Raw genomic sequence first — 14,247 nt, 5'->3', positions numbered from 1 at the left:
TCAGGCCCGCAGCGCGCCCGGCCGGGTCTCCAGCCGTCCGAGCAACTCGGCGAGCAGACCGGCCAGTTCGCCCTGACCGTCGGGGGCGAGGACGGACAGCACGGCGGTCTCGTAGGACAGCTGCTCGGGCAGGATGCCGTCGACCAGGTCGCGTCCCGCGTCGGTGAGGCTGAGGTGGGCCACCCGCCGGTCCCGGGCGTCGCCGCGCCGCTCGACCAGGCCCCGTTCGGTGAGCTGCTTGAGCCGTTTGGTGACGGCCGCGCCGGAGGAGAAGGTCTCCTTGGCCAGCTCGCTCGGGGTCAGTTCGTGGCCGGTGCGGCGCAGTGCGCCGAGCAGGTCGAACTCGGCGCGGCTGAGTCCCGCCCGGCGCAGCGGGGCGTCCTCGGCCTGCTGGAGCAGGGCGGCGCAGCGGTTGATCCGGCCGATGACCTCCATGGGCCCGGTGTCCAGCCGCGGATGGACGGCCCGCCACTGCCGGACGACGGCGGCGACCGTGTCGTCCCTGTCCGCGCCGCCGCTCCCTCCCCCGTCCCGTTCGCCGCCGGCCGCCGGTCGTCCGCTGGTCGCCGTCATGGCCGTACGTCCTCCGTAGTCCTCGTACCGTCCCAGGAGTGCGGTTCCTGGCGTCGTACCGTCGCGGCGAGCGTACGGTGTCCGGACTGCTCGGCGAGCACGACCCGCTCCTGGGGCAGCGTGCGCTGCCACCACTCGCCCGCGGCGGCGTCGGCGGTGGCGCGCAGTTCGGCCAGGGCGGCGGACAGGGTGCGGCGGGCGGTCTCCAGGGCGCGCGGCGCCGGACGCGGCTCGGCCAGCAGCCGCGCGGTCTCCTCCCGGGCCCGCTCGACGGCGGTCAGAGCGCGTTCGATGCGGTCGCCGGTCCGCCGGTCGGTGACCACGACGGCGGCGGCGAAGCCCACGAGCGCTCCGACCAGGGTGTCCAGGACCCGCTCGGTGATCAGCTGCCCGGAGTCCTGGGTACGGGTGAACTCCGTGACCAGCAGCGCCATCGGCGTGACGCAGACGCTGCCGAGCCAGTAGTTGCGGCCGATCAGCGCCTCGGCGCCGAAGTTGAAGGCCAGGCAGCTCAGCACCAGGACGGCCGGATGAAGGTGGGCGAGCGGGACGACGGCGGCGAAGACCAGGACGCCCAGGAGATTGCCGACGACGCGCTGGACGCCCCGGCTCCAGGTGAGCGTGGTGTTGGCCTGGTAGAGGGACGCGGCGGTGACCAGCGCCCAGTAGGGGCGGCCCACGCCGAGCGCCAGGGAGGCGTAGCCGGCGAGGGCGCAGCCGAGCGCGGTGCGGGCGGCGACCGGGGCGAGCGGTCCGAGCCGTTGCCGCAGCGGGCGGTGCGGTGCGGCGCGTTCGGCGTCGAGGCCGAGGAGTTCACCGGCGGCACCGGCCACCCGCGGGACGCGCCCGGTGCCGCGCAGCGCGCGGGCCCAGCCGCGCAGCCGCTCGGGGTCGGCGTCGGCGGGGGCGGCCAGGGCGACCTCGGCTCGGACCACGAGGTGTTCGAGGGCGCGGCGGGTGCGGTCGGTGCGGGCGCCGGCGGCCGACAGGGACTGCCAGGCGGCCTGCACCGCGGCGGCAGCGGCGGCCCTGGTCCTCTCGTGGCCCTCGCCGGTGGCGGGGGTCCCGGCGAGGGCGGCGGCCGCGTTCAGGGCCTGGGCGGTGGCCCGGCGCTCGGGGCCGTGCGGGCGCAGCAGGCCGGGCGCCATGCCGACCAGCCAGGCCCAGGCACCCGCCAGCAAAGCGAGTCCCACGTGGCCGGGCACCTGGCCGAGTGTCTGCGGCACGAACAGGCAGGCGGAGCTGATGAAGGTGAGGACCACGTTGCCGGGCGGACCGACCCGGGTGGCGTCGCACAGCGTCTTCTGGACGGCGGCCATCAGCGCGCCGACGGTGACCAGGACGACGGCGTTCGCGGTGAGCGAGGCGGCGAGCAGGGCGACGGCGAGGCCACCCGTCATCCCGAGGACGACCCGGGCCAGCATGCGGGCGCGGGCCGGGTAGGGGCGGTTGTGGCCGTAGAGGGCGCACAGCGACCCGGCCATGGTGTACATCGCCAGGTCGAGGCGGCCGAGGGCCAGCAGGATCAGGCTGGGCGGAGCGACCGCGGCGACCACGCTGAGGGCGGGCTTGAACCAGATCTCGGAGGGCCGGCCCAGGCGCAGGGCGCCGGCGAGGGGCAGACGGCGGGTGGTCGGGGTGGCAGTGCTCATACCCATCAATTTAGCATGTGTTTTACTTGTAAAGCATCCTCGAACAGGTTGCCCGGACGTCCGTCGGACACCGTGCGAACAGGCCGCCCTCACCTGCTGTGCTCCGCCGAGTGCTCCCCGTGTACACCCTTGCGCTCGCGTGAGCGCCGGGTGGGCGGGGCATCGCATCCATCGATGCGACGTCGAGCGGGGAGGTGCGCGTGCACGGACCGGCTTCGCCCGGCTGGCTGCTGGTCGCGCTGTGCGCGGCGACCGGGGCCTACTGCCTGCTGCGGATGCGCAGCGGCATCGAGGCACAGCGGCGCGCCGCGGGCGGCGAGGCACTGATGGGGTTCGGCATGGCCGCGATGGCCGTGCCCGCGACCGTCTTCACTCCACCGGCGTGGGCATGGCCGCTGTACGCGGCGGTGTTCGGCGCGGCCGCGCTGCGCGCCCTGTGGAGCGCCCGCGACAGCGCGCACCATCTGCACCACCTGGTGGGCACGGCGGCGATGGTCTACATGGCCGTGGCGATGGCGGCCTCCCCCGGCGGCCACCACCACGGCGGCGCCGGAGTCCCGGCGGTGACCGGCCTGTTGCTCGTCTACTTCACCGGCTACGTCCTGCTGTCCGGGGCCCGCCTGGTCCCGGTCGCGGTGGCGGCGGCCGGGAGCGGGACGGCCGGCTGGGGCGACCGGCCCGAACTGGCGCGGGCGTGCCGCCTGTCCATGGGTATCGCGATGGTGACCATGCTCCTGGGACTGTGACCGCGTGACCGCCGCCGCGCCGCCCGCGTTGCCTGCGTCACTTTGGCGCACCACCCCGTACCCCTGAGCGGCCCCCCGCTCATAGGCTTCCCGCCATGATGGTCCCCGTGGCACTGCTGCTGCTCGGCGCCCTGACGGCCGTGGCCGGTCCCCGGCTGCTCGCCCGGGCCGACTGGACCGACCGGGAACCGGTGGTCGCCCTGTGGGCGTGGCAGTGCGTGGTGGCTGCCGTCCTGCTGTGCTGCGCCCTGTCGATGACCCTCAGCGCCGCGGCGGCCTGGCAGGCGGCACGCGGACACCTCTTCGCGACCGCCCCGAGCGGGGTCGCGGAGGCCTACCCGCTCGCCGCCGCCGGCCCCTGGGCCGCGACCACCGCGGTGGCGCTCGCGTGCGCCGGTCTGTGGAGCGGGGCCATGCTGGTCCGCGAGATCGCCGGAGCCAGGGCCAGGCGTCGCCGCCGGCAGGCCGAACTGCTGCGCCGGGCACCGCTGTTGCCCGGCGAGGAGAGGTCCGCCGAGCGCCTGGTGGTCCTTGAGGGCGACCGCTCGGACGCCTGGTGGCTGCCCGGCGCGCCGCCCCGACTCGTCGTCACCACGGCCGCGTTGCGCCGCCTGAAGGGGCGGCAACTGGACGCGGTGCTCGCGCACGAGCGGGGGCACGCCCGGGCCCGGCACGACTGGCTGCTGCACTGCTCGGCCGCACTGGCCGCCGGTTTCCCGCAGGTCCCCGTGTTCGCCGCCTTCCGCGCCGAGATGCACCGGCTGGTCGAACTGGCCGCCGACGACATGGCCTCCCGGCGCCACGGCCGCCTCACCACCGCGCTCGCCCTGGTCGAACTCAACGAGGACCGCGGCGCGTTCGGCACCGGTCCGGCCGCGCACGCGCAAGTCCCGCAGCGCGTCGACCGGTTGCTCACCGCACCGGACCGGCTGCCCGCCCGGCACCGGCTGCGGCTGACCGCGACCGCGGCGCTGGTCCCCGTCGTCCCGGTCCTGGTGGCCCTCGTCCCCGGACTGCGCGCGCTCGGCTAGGACGGCCGCCGGGCTGGGGAATTGGCCTTCGGGCAATGATTCGGCAAAGATCGCGTCATGCGCCCCCCGTCCAGCGACCGCCCTGCCCCGCTCCTCGCGACCGCCGTCCTCGCCCTCTCCTCGGCGCTGCTGCTCGCGCTCGTCGCCGGCGAGTGGCCGCCGCTGGTCGCGCTGGACGAGGACATCGCCGACACCACCCATCGCTGGGCCGTCGCGGACCAGGGCACCACTCAGGTGCTGCGCATACTGACCGACTGGGTCTGGGATCCGCTGACGATGCGCCTGCTGTGCGCGGGGGTCGCGGTGTGGCTGGTGTGGCGGCACTCGGCATGGCGGACCGCCGTGTGGCTGGCCGTGACCTGCGCGCTCGGCACCATCGCCCAGCAGAGCCTGAAGGCCGCCGTGGGCCGGCCGCGCCCGGAGTGGCACGACCCCGTCGACTCCGCCCACTACGCCGCCTTCCCCTCCGGGCACACCATGACGGCGACCGTGGTCTGCGGCCTGCTGCTGTGGCTGCTGCACCGCTGCGGCACCGGCCCGGCCCTGCGGCGCACGGCCCTGATCGCGGCCGGCCTCTCCGTCACGGGCGTCGGCCTGACCCGCGTGTGGCTCGGCGTCCACTGGCCCTCGGACGTCCTGGGCGGCTGGCTGCTCGGGGCCCTGGTGGTGGCGTTGGCGGTGCTGGCGTACGAGTGGGAGCGCGATGGCCGGGGGCACTCCCGGTAGCACGGGCCTGGCGGACCGCGCTGGTGATGGCACTGCCGGTGCTGGCGTACGAGAGAGCGCCGGGGCCGGGGCCACTCCCGCCGGCGCCGGCCCGGTGGACCGCGTGGGAACGGCCCCGCGAACCACCCGGAACCGGCCCGGCACAGCGTGTGGAACCCGCCCGGAAGCGCGCGTGGGACCTGCCCGGCACAGCGCTCGGGCCGCCCCGGCGGACCCCGCAGGACCGGCTCGGCAGGCCGCCTCGCGACCACCGGGTCCGCCGCATCGGTCTGGGGCGTCATCGCGGGCCGCCCCGCTCCGGGCGTCCGCCGCAGACGGCCCCGGTGTCCTCGCCCCGCCTACCGAACCCCGCTCACCTGCGCAGACGTGGTGCCACCGCCCGCGAGCTGATCCGCCGGACGGCACCAGGGTCTGCGGTGGATCAGGGCCCGGGCAGCCGGGTCTCGCGGGGACCGCACGATCCCCCGGACGGCGGCCCGATAGGGTCCGGGGCATGGATGCCGTGCTCTTCGACTTCTCCGGGACCCTCTTCCGCATCGAGTCCACCGAGTCCTGGCTGCGGGCGGTGGCCGACGAGGCCGGAGCGGAGTTCACCGAGACGGAACTGACCGCGGCCGCACGGGCACTGGAGGCCGCCGGAGCCCAGCCCGGCGGCGCGAACCCGCTGGAACTGCCCGCGGACCTCGCCGAGGTGTGGTCGGTTCGCGACCAGAGCGCCGCACTGCACCGCACCGCGTACACCGGCCTGTCCCGCCGCGTGCCGCTGCCCGACCCCGCTCTGCACCACGCGCTGTACGAGCGGCACATGACCCCGCGGGCCTGGACGCCGTACCCGGACGCCGCCGAGGTGCTGCGGACGCTGCGCGCCCGGGGCATCGGCGTCGGCGTGGTCAGCAACATCGGCTGGGACCTGCGTCCGGTCTTCCGGGCCCACGGGCTCGACGGGTACGTGGACGCGTACGTCCTGTCGTACGAGCACGGTGTGCAGAAGCCGGATCCACGGCTCTTCACGGTCGCGCTGGAGGCGGTCGGGGCCGCGGCCGCCCGGACGCTGATGGTCGGGGACAGCAGGACCGCCGACGGCGGTGCGGCAGCACTGGGCTGCGGGGTGCACTTCGTGGACCATCTGCCGGTCTCCGAGCGCCCGGACGCCCTGCTGCCGGTGCTGGACCTGGTGGGCGTGGCCCGCCGACGGGCCGCGCCCACGCAGTCCTGACATGCGTGCGCCGTCCGCCCGAGACGCTCCCCCGTGTCGCCCCGGACGGACGGCAGCACTGAACAGGCCCCGCACGAAGCGGTGCCCACTGCGTCGATTATAGTTGGCTGGCAGCCAGTCAACGCAGGAGTACCAGGATGTCCCCTCGCAGCGCCTCGGTCAATGAAGAGTTGCGCAGGCGTTCCCGGGAGCGGTTGCTGCAGGCCGCGGTCGAGCTGGTCGACGAGCACGGCTTTGAGGCCACGACGCTGGGCGCCATCGCCGACCGGGCCGGATCGGCGCGCGGACTGGTCTCGTACTACTTCCCGGGCAAGCGCCAGCTGGTGCAGTCCGCCGTGCACCGGCTGATGCACCGCACGCTGGAGGAGGGCCTGGAGCGCGAGCCGCGCACGGACGACGGCCGGGAGCGGCTGGCGCGGGCCATCGACGCCATCCTGGGCCTCACCCGCGACCGGCCGGTGCTGATGCGCCAGCACATGGCGGGCCTCCTCCAGGCGGAGGGTTTCGTGCAGTGCCCGGAGCAGCGCCGGCTGTCGGAGCTGCTCGGCGACACCGTCGCCCGCTACGGCTCGCAGGACGTCCAGGTCGACTACCCGATGCTGCGCGCCCTCCTGATGGGAGCGGTGTTCGCGGCGCTGGTGCCGGGGGTCCCCATGCCGGTTCCGGTCCTGCGGGCGGAGCTGTTCGAGCGCTACGGGCTCGACTGGGAGCTGGGCGTGCCTCCGGGTTCCGCGCCCGAGACGGAGCCGCAGGAGCTGTCCCGGTTCTTCGCCACGGAGGACCGCACCGGATCCGGGTGACCGCACCGGATCCGGGTGACCGTGCGGTTCAGCGGCGCGCGTGCCGCGGGGTCAGGAAGCCCGCGTCGCGCGCCTGGGCGATGAGCCGGAGCGACCGGCGCCGGCTGTGCCCGGTCGCGTACATGACGGCGAGGACGGGGTCGGCGCCCTCCTCCTGAGCGGCCCGGTACTTCTGGGCGACCAGCCACCGCCCCTCGATCCCCCGCGGCCAGGCGGCCCTGGCCCGTCGCGCTCCCGCACCACCGTCCGGGTCCCGCGCGGGGCAAGCGCTCTCCGCGCCGTCCTCCGCACGGCCCTCCGGATCGCCCTCGGGAGCGCCCTCGGGGTCACCCTCGGGATCGTCCGCGGCGGGCTCCTCGTCCGCGTACGACTCCATTCCGCACGCCCGGAACAGCGGCTCCTCGATCCAGTCGGCGAGCGCCGTCAGGTCGGCCAGCGACAGCGCGGGCCGCGCCTTGACGTCCTCGATCGACACCAGCCCTCCGGCCACCACGGCAAGGGCGTCCACGCGGGCGCCGTCACCGAAGGCCAGGCTGACCTGGAACCAGGACGTGGCGCCGGTGTGCTCCTGCACCTCCCAGGCGGGCGTCACGGACACCGCGCCGTCCTCCGCACACCGATCGGAAAGATTAAGAAAGGATGCTTCTAGCACACACAAAACGTAACCGCATGATCACATTCGATAGCGCGGACACGCGTCCGCGTCACCCCAGCGGCCCCTGTCGAGGTGTCCGCGCCGGTGGGATGCTGGAGCCACCAGCCCCTCGGGCAAGGGAGTCCCCCGTGTTGCGTGTCGCCGTCGTAGGCTCCGGGCCGAGCGGGTGCTACACCGCCCAGAACCTCGTCCAGCTCGACCCCACGGTGGTCGTGGACGTCCTGGACCGGCTGCCGTGCCCGTACGGACTGGTGCGCTACGGCGTCGCCCCGGACCACGAGAAGATCAAGTCGCTCCAGGGGAACCTGCGCGCGGTCCTCGAACACGAGCGGGTCCGGTTCCTCGGCGGTGTCCGGATCGGCGACGGCCCCGGCGAGCTCCCGGTGCGGCGGCTGCGCGAGCTGTACCACGCGGTCGTGTACTGCGTGGGCGCCGCGGGCGACCGGCGGCTCGGCATCCCGGGTGAGGACCTGCCGGGCAGCTGGTCGGCGACCGAGTTCGTGTCCTGGTACAGCGCGCATCCGGACGCGATCGACGCCGGCTTCGTGCGCGACGCCCGCTCCGCGGTGGTGATCGGCGTCGGCAACGTCGCCGTGGACGTGGCCCGGATGCTGACGCGGGGCGTGGCCGAGCTGAGCCCGACCGACATGCCGCAGGCGGCGCTGACCGCGCTGGCGGCGAGCCGGATAAGAGAGGTCCACGTGGTCGGCAGGCGCGGCCCGTCCCAGGCCCGTTTCACCACCAAGGAACTGCGTGAGCTGACCGCTCTGCCGGACACCGAGGTCCGCGTGGATCCGGCCGAGTTGGCGCTCGACCCGGCCTGCGCCGACCCGGCCGCGCTGCCTCCGGCGCAGCGCCGCAACGTGGAGGTGCTGCGCGGCCTGGGCGAGGGCGGCGCGCGGGGTGCGGAGCGCCGCATCTGGCTGCGGTTCTTCCTGCGCCCGGTCGAACTGCTCGCGGACGGCGGGCGGGTGAGCGGGGTGCGCTTCGAGCGGACGGAGCCGGACGACCACGGCGGGGTGCGGGGCACCGGGCGGTACGAGACGCTCGACGCGCAGCTGGTGCTGCGGTCGGTGGGCTACCGCGGGCTGCCGCTGGCCGGGCTGCCCTTCGACGCGGAGACCGGTACGGTCCCGCACGCGGCCGGCCGTGTCCTGCACGGCCCCGGCGGCGGACGGGCCGACGGGGGCGGCGACTACGTGGCCGGCTGGATCAAGCGCGGCCCGACCGGCGTGATCGGTACCAACCGGCCCGACGCCAAGGAGACGGTGACCTCGCTCCTGGCGGACGCGCCCCTGCTGCTCGACAGGGCGGTGCCGGACGATCCGGTCACCGCGCTGCGCTCGCTGGGCGTCGAGCCGGTCGAGTGGCCGGGCTGGCAGGCGATCGAGCGGGCGGAGGCGGCGCTCGGTGCCCGCCTCGGCCGCGGCGTGGTCAAACTGGCGGACTGGGAAGCCCTGTTGACGGCGGCACGGTCGAAGGCGTAGCGGAGTCGGACCGGGGCGGGCCGGGCAGGACACGTCGCGGCAACACCACGGCAATCAACAAACTGTGCAAGCCGCTTACGGTCTCGTCCTGACCGGATGTCGTCCCCGCCGCCTGGAGTCCTCGTGTCCGCCACCGCCGCTCCCGCTCCCGTCCATCCCGTCGACGAGGTGCCGCCCGTACGGCACCTGGCCGCCTTCGGCCTCCAGCACGTGCTCGCGATGTACGCCGGGGCCGTCGCCGTCCCGCTGATCGTGGGCGGCGCGATGAAGCTGCCGCCCGCCGACCTGGCCTATCTGATCACCGCCGACCTGCTGGTGTGCGGGGTCGCGACGCTCATCCAGTGCGTCGGCTTCTGGCGCTTCGGGGTCCGGCTGCCGATCATGCAGGGGTGCACGTTCGCCGCGGTGTCTCCGATGGTCCTCATCGGCACGACCGGCGGCGGACTGCCCGCGATCTACGGCTCGGTGATCGTCGCGGGCCTGGCGATCATGCTGCTCGCCCCGGTCTTCGGAAAACTGCTGCGGTTCTTCCCGCCGGTGGTCACCGGCACGGTGATCCTGATCATCGGGATCTCGTTGCTGCCGGTCGCGGGCAACTGGGCCGCGGGCGGCGCCGGAGCCGAGGACTTCGGCGAGCCGCGGAACCTGGCGCTGGCCGCCTTCGTGCTCGCGGTGGTGGTCGCCGTGCAGCGCTTCGCTCCCGCCTACCTCGCCCGGATCGCGGTCCTGACCGGCATCGTGGTCGGCCTGGCGGTCGCGGTGCCCTTCGGGTTCACGGACTTCGGCGGGGTCGGCGACGCGGACTGGGTGGGCGTCAGCACGCCGTTCCACTTCGGGACGCCCACGTTCAGGGCGTCCGCGATCGTCGCCATGCTGGTGGTGGCCCTGGTCACCATGACGGAGACGACCGGTGACCTGATCGCGGTCGGCGAGATGACCGGCCGGAGGGCCGAGCCGCGCTCCCTGGCCGACGGCCTGCGCGCCGACGGTCTCTCGACCGTCCTTGGCGGGGTCTTCAACACCTTCCCGTACACGGCGTACGCGCAGAACGTGGGCCTGGTCGGCATGACCCGGGTGCGCAGCCGCTGGGTGGTCGCCGCGGCCGGCGTCATCCTGGTGCTGCTCGGCCTGCTGCCCAAGCTGGGCGCGGTGGTCGCGGCCGTACCGGCACCGGTGCTGGGCGGCGCGGGCCTGGTGATGTTCGGGACGGTCGCGGCGAGCGGCCTGCGCACCCTCGCGACCGTCGACTTCGAGGGCACCCACAACCTGACGGTGGTGGCCGTCTCGGTGGCGGCCGGCATACTGCCGGTGGGCGTCCCCACGGTCTACGAGAAGTTCCCGGACTGGTTCCAGACGGTGATGAACAGCGGCATCAGCGCGGGCTGCCTGACGGCGATCGTCCTCAACCTCCTCTTCAACCACCTGCCGACCAGGACACCTGCGTCCCCGGAACGCCCCGGCACCGGGCCGGACGGCGTCTGAAGGGCCTGCCGTGCCGGTGCCGGGTCCGCACCCTCCGTCAGGCCACGGCGTCGGCGTCGCCGGCTCGGGTGGTCACCGGGGCGGCCACCTGCGGCTGGTCCGGCCAGGCGACCGCGTAGCGAGGATCACCGCCGCGGCTCAGCCGTACGAAGCGCAGGAGTTCGCGGACGATGCCCGCGTTGCCCATCGCCCAGCCCGTGGCCGGTTCGAGGTCGCCAGGGACGGCCCGGTGGTCGACGTTGGACCAGCGAGCGCCGTCCCCGTCCCGGATCGCGCGGGATGCGAGGTCCGCGACGAGGATCCGGGCGAAGGCGTCGGAGTCCCGCCGCTCCGCGATCCGGTCGCAGGCCATGGCGAGGACGCCCGCGGTCCCGCAACAGCGGCCGTTGTTGTCCCAGAAGCCGGGGCGCAGCCGCTCGGGCAGGCCCGAGCGCGTGACCGTGTGCCAGCAGCGGTCGGCGAGGGCGGTCCAGGCGGGGTCGCCGGTGACGTCCCGCAGCAGCCGGAAGGCCTGGCCGTCGCCTGCCGGGCCGTGACACCAGCCGTAGCTCACGGCATCGACCACGTCGGGACGGTAGTGGGGAGTGGAGTGGGGCACCAGGAAGCCCGGCGGCCCCGCCTGGTCGCGGGCCACGACGTCGGCGGCACCGGCCAGCGCCAGTTCGACCAGGTCGCCGCGGCCGGTGGCGCCACCGATCCGGGCCAGCGCGAGAGCGATGCCGAGCGTGCCGTGCGAGACGTGGTGCAGATGGGAGTCGATGTCGGGGCGATGGGTCCACTGGACGCCCGCCGGAGTCGGCTCCGCCGTCAGCAGGTAGGGCTCCACGGCCAGAACGGCCAGGTCGGGATCGCCGGCCGCGAGCGCTCCGAGGCCGATGCCCGCGTTTCCGCCCATCAGCTCGAACAGAGCGCCCCAGCGGGTCCCGTCGAAACGTGACCGTACGACCGCCAGCGCACGGTCGGCCGCGGCACCTGCCGCCCTGTCGCCGAGTTCCTTCTCAAGTGTCCGCAGGACGAGGGCCGTTCCGGTGCGGCCGAAGTACAGGGAGTCGTCGTCGACGCCGTCGACCGCGTCCGCGATGCCACGGCCGGTGCGCAGAGCGGTGTCCGCGTAGGTGTCGTCTTCGAAGTGCCGCCAGGCCTCCAGGAACACCAGGACCTGCCCGGCCGCACCCCGGTAGAACGCGTGGTTGATCTCGCCGTCGGAGCGGAGGTTCGGCCAGGCGAGCCCTCCTCCAGAGGTCTCCCGCGCGGAGCCGGTCAGCCAGCGGAGGCCGTCCAGCGCGAGATCCTCGGCTTCCTCGACCACCTTCAGCGTCGTCCGTGCCACCGTCATGGACACACCTTCGCATGATCATCCCGCCGCATCCCCCAGTTCCGCCCGATAGGACGCGTACGCCGTGCGCAGGGCGTCGCCCGGCCAGGTGTCGGGGAGGAGTTGCGGCGGCAGGACGGGGTCGGTCAACAGGTGGCGTACGGCCGCTGCGAAGAGGGTGAGGCGGTCGGGGGCGCGGCGGGCCTCGGCCTCGTGGGCCAGCAGGGCGCGGGCGGTGTCGGCCCAGGCGGTCAACGGCCAGAGCTGGGCGGCAAGTTCGGGGGCGGGGCGGGACGGGCGGGCCGTGCAGGGCTCGGTGAGGTCCAGCACGTCGCCGGGCAGCTGTCTGGCCAGGTTCGCCGGGCGCAGCCAGACGCCCTCGCGGAGTTCGGCCAGGCGGAGTCGGGTCAGGCGGGTGCGCAGTTCCGCGCGTTCGGCGGGTCCGCGCCCGGTGGCCGTGACGACCAGCATCTCCCAGTCGCCGTGCCAGGAGCGGGTGCGGGGCCGTACCGCCTCGTCCTGGCGGCGCTGGCGGGCGAGGAGCCGGTCGCTGAGGCCGTAGACGGCGTCGTCGGTGCGGCGCAGGTCGCCGGCCGCCGTCATCCGGCTCAGCGCGGCCCGCAGCGCGGAGCCGCCGACCCCGAACGGCTCCACGAGACGGAGCAGGTCCTTCACCGGCAGCCGCGGCGGATGTGTGCCCAGCAGCAGGCTCAGCACGACCGACCGGGCGGACAGCGGCCGCAGGTCGACACCGGCGGGTCCGGCGGACACGTTCATGCGCATGGTCACGTACTGTACGGGCGGCCTCGTATTGCAGCGTTGCTACAGCCGTAGCGAGAGTGCAACATGGAGTCATGGACCCGACCGCCGCGCTTCCGCAGCCGCAGTACGCCACCCACGACGTCACCAACCAGCCGCCGCCGCTCGCGCCGTACGACTCCTCCGACGACGCGGCCCTCCTCGAAGGGCTGCGCCGGGAAGGCGCCGAATGGGCCGAGCAGGGGATCCGGCGGCTCGGCGCGCGGGCCGGGAGCGCGCAGGCGCAGGAGTGGGGCGAGCTGGCCAACCGGCACGAGCCCGAGCTGCGCAGCCACGACCGGTACGGCAACCGGATCGACGAGGTCGACTTCCACCCCAGCTGGCACCACCTGATGCGGACGGCGGTGGCCGAGGGCCTGGCCGGGGCGGCGTGGGCCGACGACCGGCCCGGCGCCCACGTCGCGCGGACGGCCGGCGGACTGGTGTGGGGTCACACCGAATCCGGTCACGGGTGCCCCACCTCGATGACCTACGCGGCCGTTCCCGCGCTGCGCGCCACCCCGGACCTGGCCAAGGTGTACGAACCGCTGCTGACCAGCCGGGAGTACGACCCGGAGCTGCGGGTGCCGACCGAGAAGCGCGGGCTGCTCGCCGGGATGGGCATGACCGAGAAGCAGGGCGGTTCGGACGTCCGGACCAACACCACGGCCGCCACGCCCACCTCGGAGCCCGGCGTGTACACCCTGCGCGGGCACAAGTGGTTCACCTCGGCGCCGATGTGCGACGTGTTCCTCGTGCTCGCCCAGGCGCCGGGCGGCCTGTCCTGCTTCCTCGTGCCGCGGGTGCTGCCCGACGGCAGCCGCAACGCGTTCCGCATCCAGCGGCTCAAGGACAAGCTCGGCAACCGGTCGAACGCCTCCTCGGAGCCGGAGTTCGACGGCACCGTGGCCTGGCTGGTCGGGGACGAGGGACGGGGCGTGAAGACCATCATCGAGATGGTCAACTGCACCCGCCTGGACTGCGTGATGAACTCGGCGACCCTGATGCGCAAGACGCTCGTGGAGGCCGGTCACCACGTGCGCCACCGCAGCGCGTTCGGCGCCCGCCTCGTCGACCAGCCGCTGATGCGCAACGTACTGGCCGACCTGGCGCTGGAGTCGGAGGCCGCGACCACGCTCACGCTGCGGCTGGCCGGTGCCGCGGACCGCGCGGTGCGCGGGGACGAACAGGAGCGGGCCTTCCGAAGGATCGCGACCGCCGTCGGCAAGTACTGGGTCACCAAGCGCGGCCCGGCCTTCACCGCGGAGGCCCTGGAGTGCCTGGGCGGCAACGGCTACGTGGAGGACTCCGGCATGCCCCGCCACTACCGCGAGGCCCCTCTGCTGTCGATCTGGGAGGGCTCGGGCAACGTCAACGCGCTCGACGTGCTCCGCGCCCTGGCCCGCGAACCCGGCGCCGCCGACGCGCTGTTCGGCGAACTCGCCCACACGCGCGGGGCGGACGCCCGGCTCGACGCCACCGTGACCCGGCTCACGTCCGACCTGGCCACGACCGACCAGGCGGGCGCCCGCCGGCTGGTCGAGCGGATGGCACTCGCCCTCCAGGCCTCCCTCCTCGTCCGGCACGCCCCGGCCGCCGTCGCCGACGCCTTCTGCGCGACCCGGCTCGGCGGCGACTGGGGGTACGCGTTCGGCACGCTGCCCGCCGGGACCGGGCTCGACGCCATCCTGGAGCGGGCCCTGACCGGCGGGAACTGAGCCCGCGCGAGGCCCGGTCGGCTCGTGGGCGTCGCCGGTTCGCACACA

13 protein-coding genes are annotated in these 14,247 nt (G+C 74.5%); 8 read left to right on the top strand and 5 right to left on the bottom strand.

What is annotated here, in order from left to right; genetic code table 11:
- The gene (locus ACIRQ9_RS16235) at window positions 1-573 is read right to left on the bottom strand and encodes a MarR family winged helix-turn-helix transcriptional regulator (protein ID WP_404172702.1); all 573 of its coding nucleotides are present in this window, start codon (window positions 571-573) and stop codon (window positions 1-3) included.
- The gene (locus ACIRQ9_RS16230; RefSeq protein WP_404172699.1) at window positions 570-2,225 is read right to left on the bottom strand and encodes an FUSC family protein; all 1,656 of its coding nucleotides are present in this window, start codon (window positions 2,223-2,225) and stop codon (window positions 570-572) included. The genes ACIRQ9_RS16235 and ACIRQ9_RS16230 overlap by 4 nt, the downstream gene beginning before the upstream one ends.
- 200 nt (window positions 2,226-2,425) lie before the next feature.
- Here ACIRQ9_RS16230 and ACIRQ9_RS16225 point away from each other — a divergent pair, with 200 nt between their 5' ends.
- The 5 genes from ACIRQ9_RS16225 to ACIRQ9_RS16205 all read left to right on the top strand — a co-directional run bounded on the left by ACIRQ9_RS16225 (window position 2,426) and on the right by ACIRQ9_RS16205 (window position 6,744).
- Window positions 2,426-2,971 (top strand): DUF5134 domain-containing protein, encoded by a 546-nt coding sequence (locus tag ACIRQ9_RS16225; RefSeq protein WP_351322491.1) that lies wholly within the window; start codon window positions 2,426-2,428, stop codon window positions 2,969-2,971.
- Between the two features lie 95 nt (window positions 2,972-3,066).
- Window positions 3,067-4,002 (top strand): M56 family metallopeptidase, encoded by a 936-nt coding sequence (locus ACIRQ9_RS16220; protein WP_404172696.1) that lies wholly within the window; start codon window positions 3,067-3,069, stop codon window positions 4,000-4,002.
- 57 nt (window positions 4,003-4,059) lie between these two features.
- A complete protein-coding gene (locus tag ACIRQ9_RS16215; RefSeq protein ID WP_404172693.1) occupies window positions 4,060-4,728 on the top strand; it encodes a phosphatase PAP2 family protein in 669 nt (222 codons plus the stop codon).
- 493 nt (window positions 4,729-5,221) lie between these two features.
- Window positions 5,222-5,944 (top strand): HAD family hydrolase, encoded by a 723-nt coding sequence (locus tag ACIRQ9_RS16210; protein WP_404172690.1) that lies wholly within the window; start codon window positions 5,222-5,224, stop codon window positions 5,942-5,944.
- A 137-nt stretch (window positions 5,945-6,081) separates the two neighbouring features.
- A complete protein-coding gene (locus ACIRQ9_RS16205) occupies window positions 6,082-6,744 on the top strand; it encodes a TetR/AcrR family transcriptional regulator (protein WP_404172687.1) in 663 nt (220 codons plus the stop codon).
- A 28-nt stretch (window positions 6,745-6,772) separates the two neighbouring features.
- Here the strand turns inward: ACIRQ9_RS16205 and ACIRQ9_RS16200 are convergent, their stop codons facing one another.
- On the bottom strand, window positions 6,773-7,342 hold the full coding sequence (locus ACIRQ9_RS16200; protein ID WP_404172684.1) for a DUF6214 family protein: 570 nt from the start codon (window positions 7,340-7,342) through the stop codon (window positions 6,773-6,775).
- Window positions 7,343-7,527: 185 nt separating this feature from the next.
- Here ACIRQ9_RS16200 and ACIRQ9_RS16195 point away from each other — a divergent pair, with 185 nt between their 5' ends.
- Window positions 7,528-8,886 carry an FAD-dependent oxidoreductase gene (locus ACIRQ9_RS16195; RefSeq protein ID WP_404172681.1) on the top strand — a complete coding sequence of 453 codons (1,359 nt, stop codon included), beginning with the start codon at window positions 7,528-7,530 and terminating at the stop codon, window positions 8,884-8,886.
- Between the two features lie 96 nt (window positions 8,887-8,982).
- Window positions 8,983-10,368 (top strand): nucleobase:cation symporter-2 family protein, encoded by a 1,386-nt coding sequence (locus tag ACIRQ9_RS16190; protein ID WP_404172678.1) that lies wholly within the window; start codon window positions 8,983-8,985, stop codon window positions 10,366-10,368.
- A 37-nt stretch (window positions 10,369-10,405) separates the two neighbouring features.
- On the opposite strand, the gene ACIRQ9_RS16185 is transcribed toward ACIRQ9_RS16190, so the two are convergent.
- Both ACIRQ9_RS16185 and ACIRQ9_RS16180 read right to left on the bottom strand, forming a co-directional pair.
- Window positions 10,406-11,704: a lanthionine synthetase LanC family protein gene (locus ACIRQ9_RS16185; RefSeq protein ID WP_404172675.1), complete on the bottom strand. Its 1,299-nt coding sequence runs from the start codon at window positions 11,702-11,704 to the stop codon at window positions 10,406-10,408.
- Window positions 11,705-11,722: 18 nt separating this feature from the next.
- Window positions 11,723-12,466, bottom strand: a complete 744-nt coding sequence (locus tag ACIRQ9_RS16180; RefSeq protein ID WP_404172672.1) for a PaaX family transcriptional regulator C-terminal domain-containing protein — start codon at window positions 12,464-12,466, stop codon at window positions 11,723-11,725.
- 71 nt (window positions 12,467-12,537) lie between these two features.
- Between ACIRQ9_RS16180 and ACIRQ9_RS16175 the strand changes: the two genes are divergently transcribed.
- The gene (locus ACIRQ9_RS16175; protein ID WP_404172669.1) at window positions 12,538-14,199 is read left to right on the top strand and encodes a DNA alkylation response protein; all 1,662 of its coding nucleotides are present in this window, start codon (window positions 12,538-12,540) and stop codon (window positions 14,197-14,199) included.
- The last annotated feature ends 48 nt before the right edge of the window (window positions 14,200-14,247 follow it).

Source organism: Streptomyces sp. NPDC101237 (assembly GCF_044767465.1).
In the GTDB taxonomy this organism is placed as follows: Bacteria; Actinomycetota; Actinomycetes; order Streptomycetales; family Streptomycetaceae; genus Streptomyces; species Streptomyces gramineus.
The sequence above is the reverse complement of the archived record's forward strand: the minus strand, read 5'-3'. Positions and strand labels throughout refer to the sequence as shown.

Coding starts and splice junctions, on each gene's coding strand:
- ACIRQ9_RS16235 (WP_404172702.1), bottom strand. CDS start 573: ATGACGGCGACCAGCGGACGACCGGCGGCCGGCGGCGAACGGGACGGG.
- ACIRQ9_RS16230 (WP_404172699.1), bottom strand. CDS start 2,225: ATGAGCACTGCCACCCCGACCACCCGCCGTCTGCCCCTCGCCGGCGCC.
- ACIRQ9_RS16220 (WP_404172696.1), top strand. CDS start 3,067: ATGATGGTCCCCGTGGCACTGCTGCTGCTCGGCGCCCTGACGGCCGTG.
- ACIRQ9_RS16215 (WP_404172693.1), top strand. CDS start 4,060: ATGCGCCCCCCGTCCAGCGACCGCCCTGCCCCGCTCCTCGCGACCGCC.
- ACIRQ9_RS16210 (WP_404172690.1), top strand. CDS start 5,222: ATGGATGCCGTGCTCTTCGACTTCTCCGGGACCCTCTTCCGCATCGAG.
- ACIRQ9_RS16205 (WP_404172687.1), top strand. CDS start 6,082: ATGTCCCCTCGCAGCGCCTCGGTCAATGAAGAGTTGCGCAGGCGTTCC.
- ACIRQ9_RS16190 (WP_404172678.1), top strand. CDS start 8,983: ATGTCGTCCCCGCCGCCTGGAGTCCTCGTGTCCGCCACCGCCGCTCCC.
- ACIRQ9_RS16185 (WP_404172675.1), bottom strand. CDS start 11,704: ATGACGGTGGCACGGACGACGCTGAAGGTGGTCGAGGAAGCCGAGGAT.
- ACIRQ9_RS16180 (WP_404172672.1), bottom strand. CDS start 12,466: ATGCGCATGAACGTGTCCGCCGGACCCGCCGGTGTCGACCTGCGGCCG.
- ACIRQ9_RS16175 (WP_404172669.1), top strand. CDS start 12,538: ATGGACCCGACCGCCGCGCTTCCGCAGCCGCAGTACGCCACCCACGAC.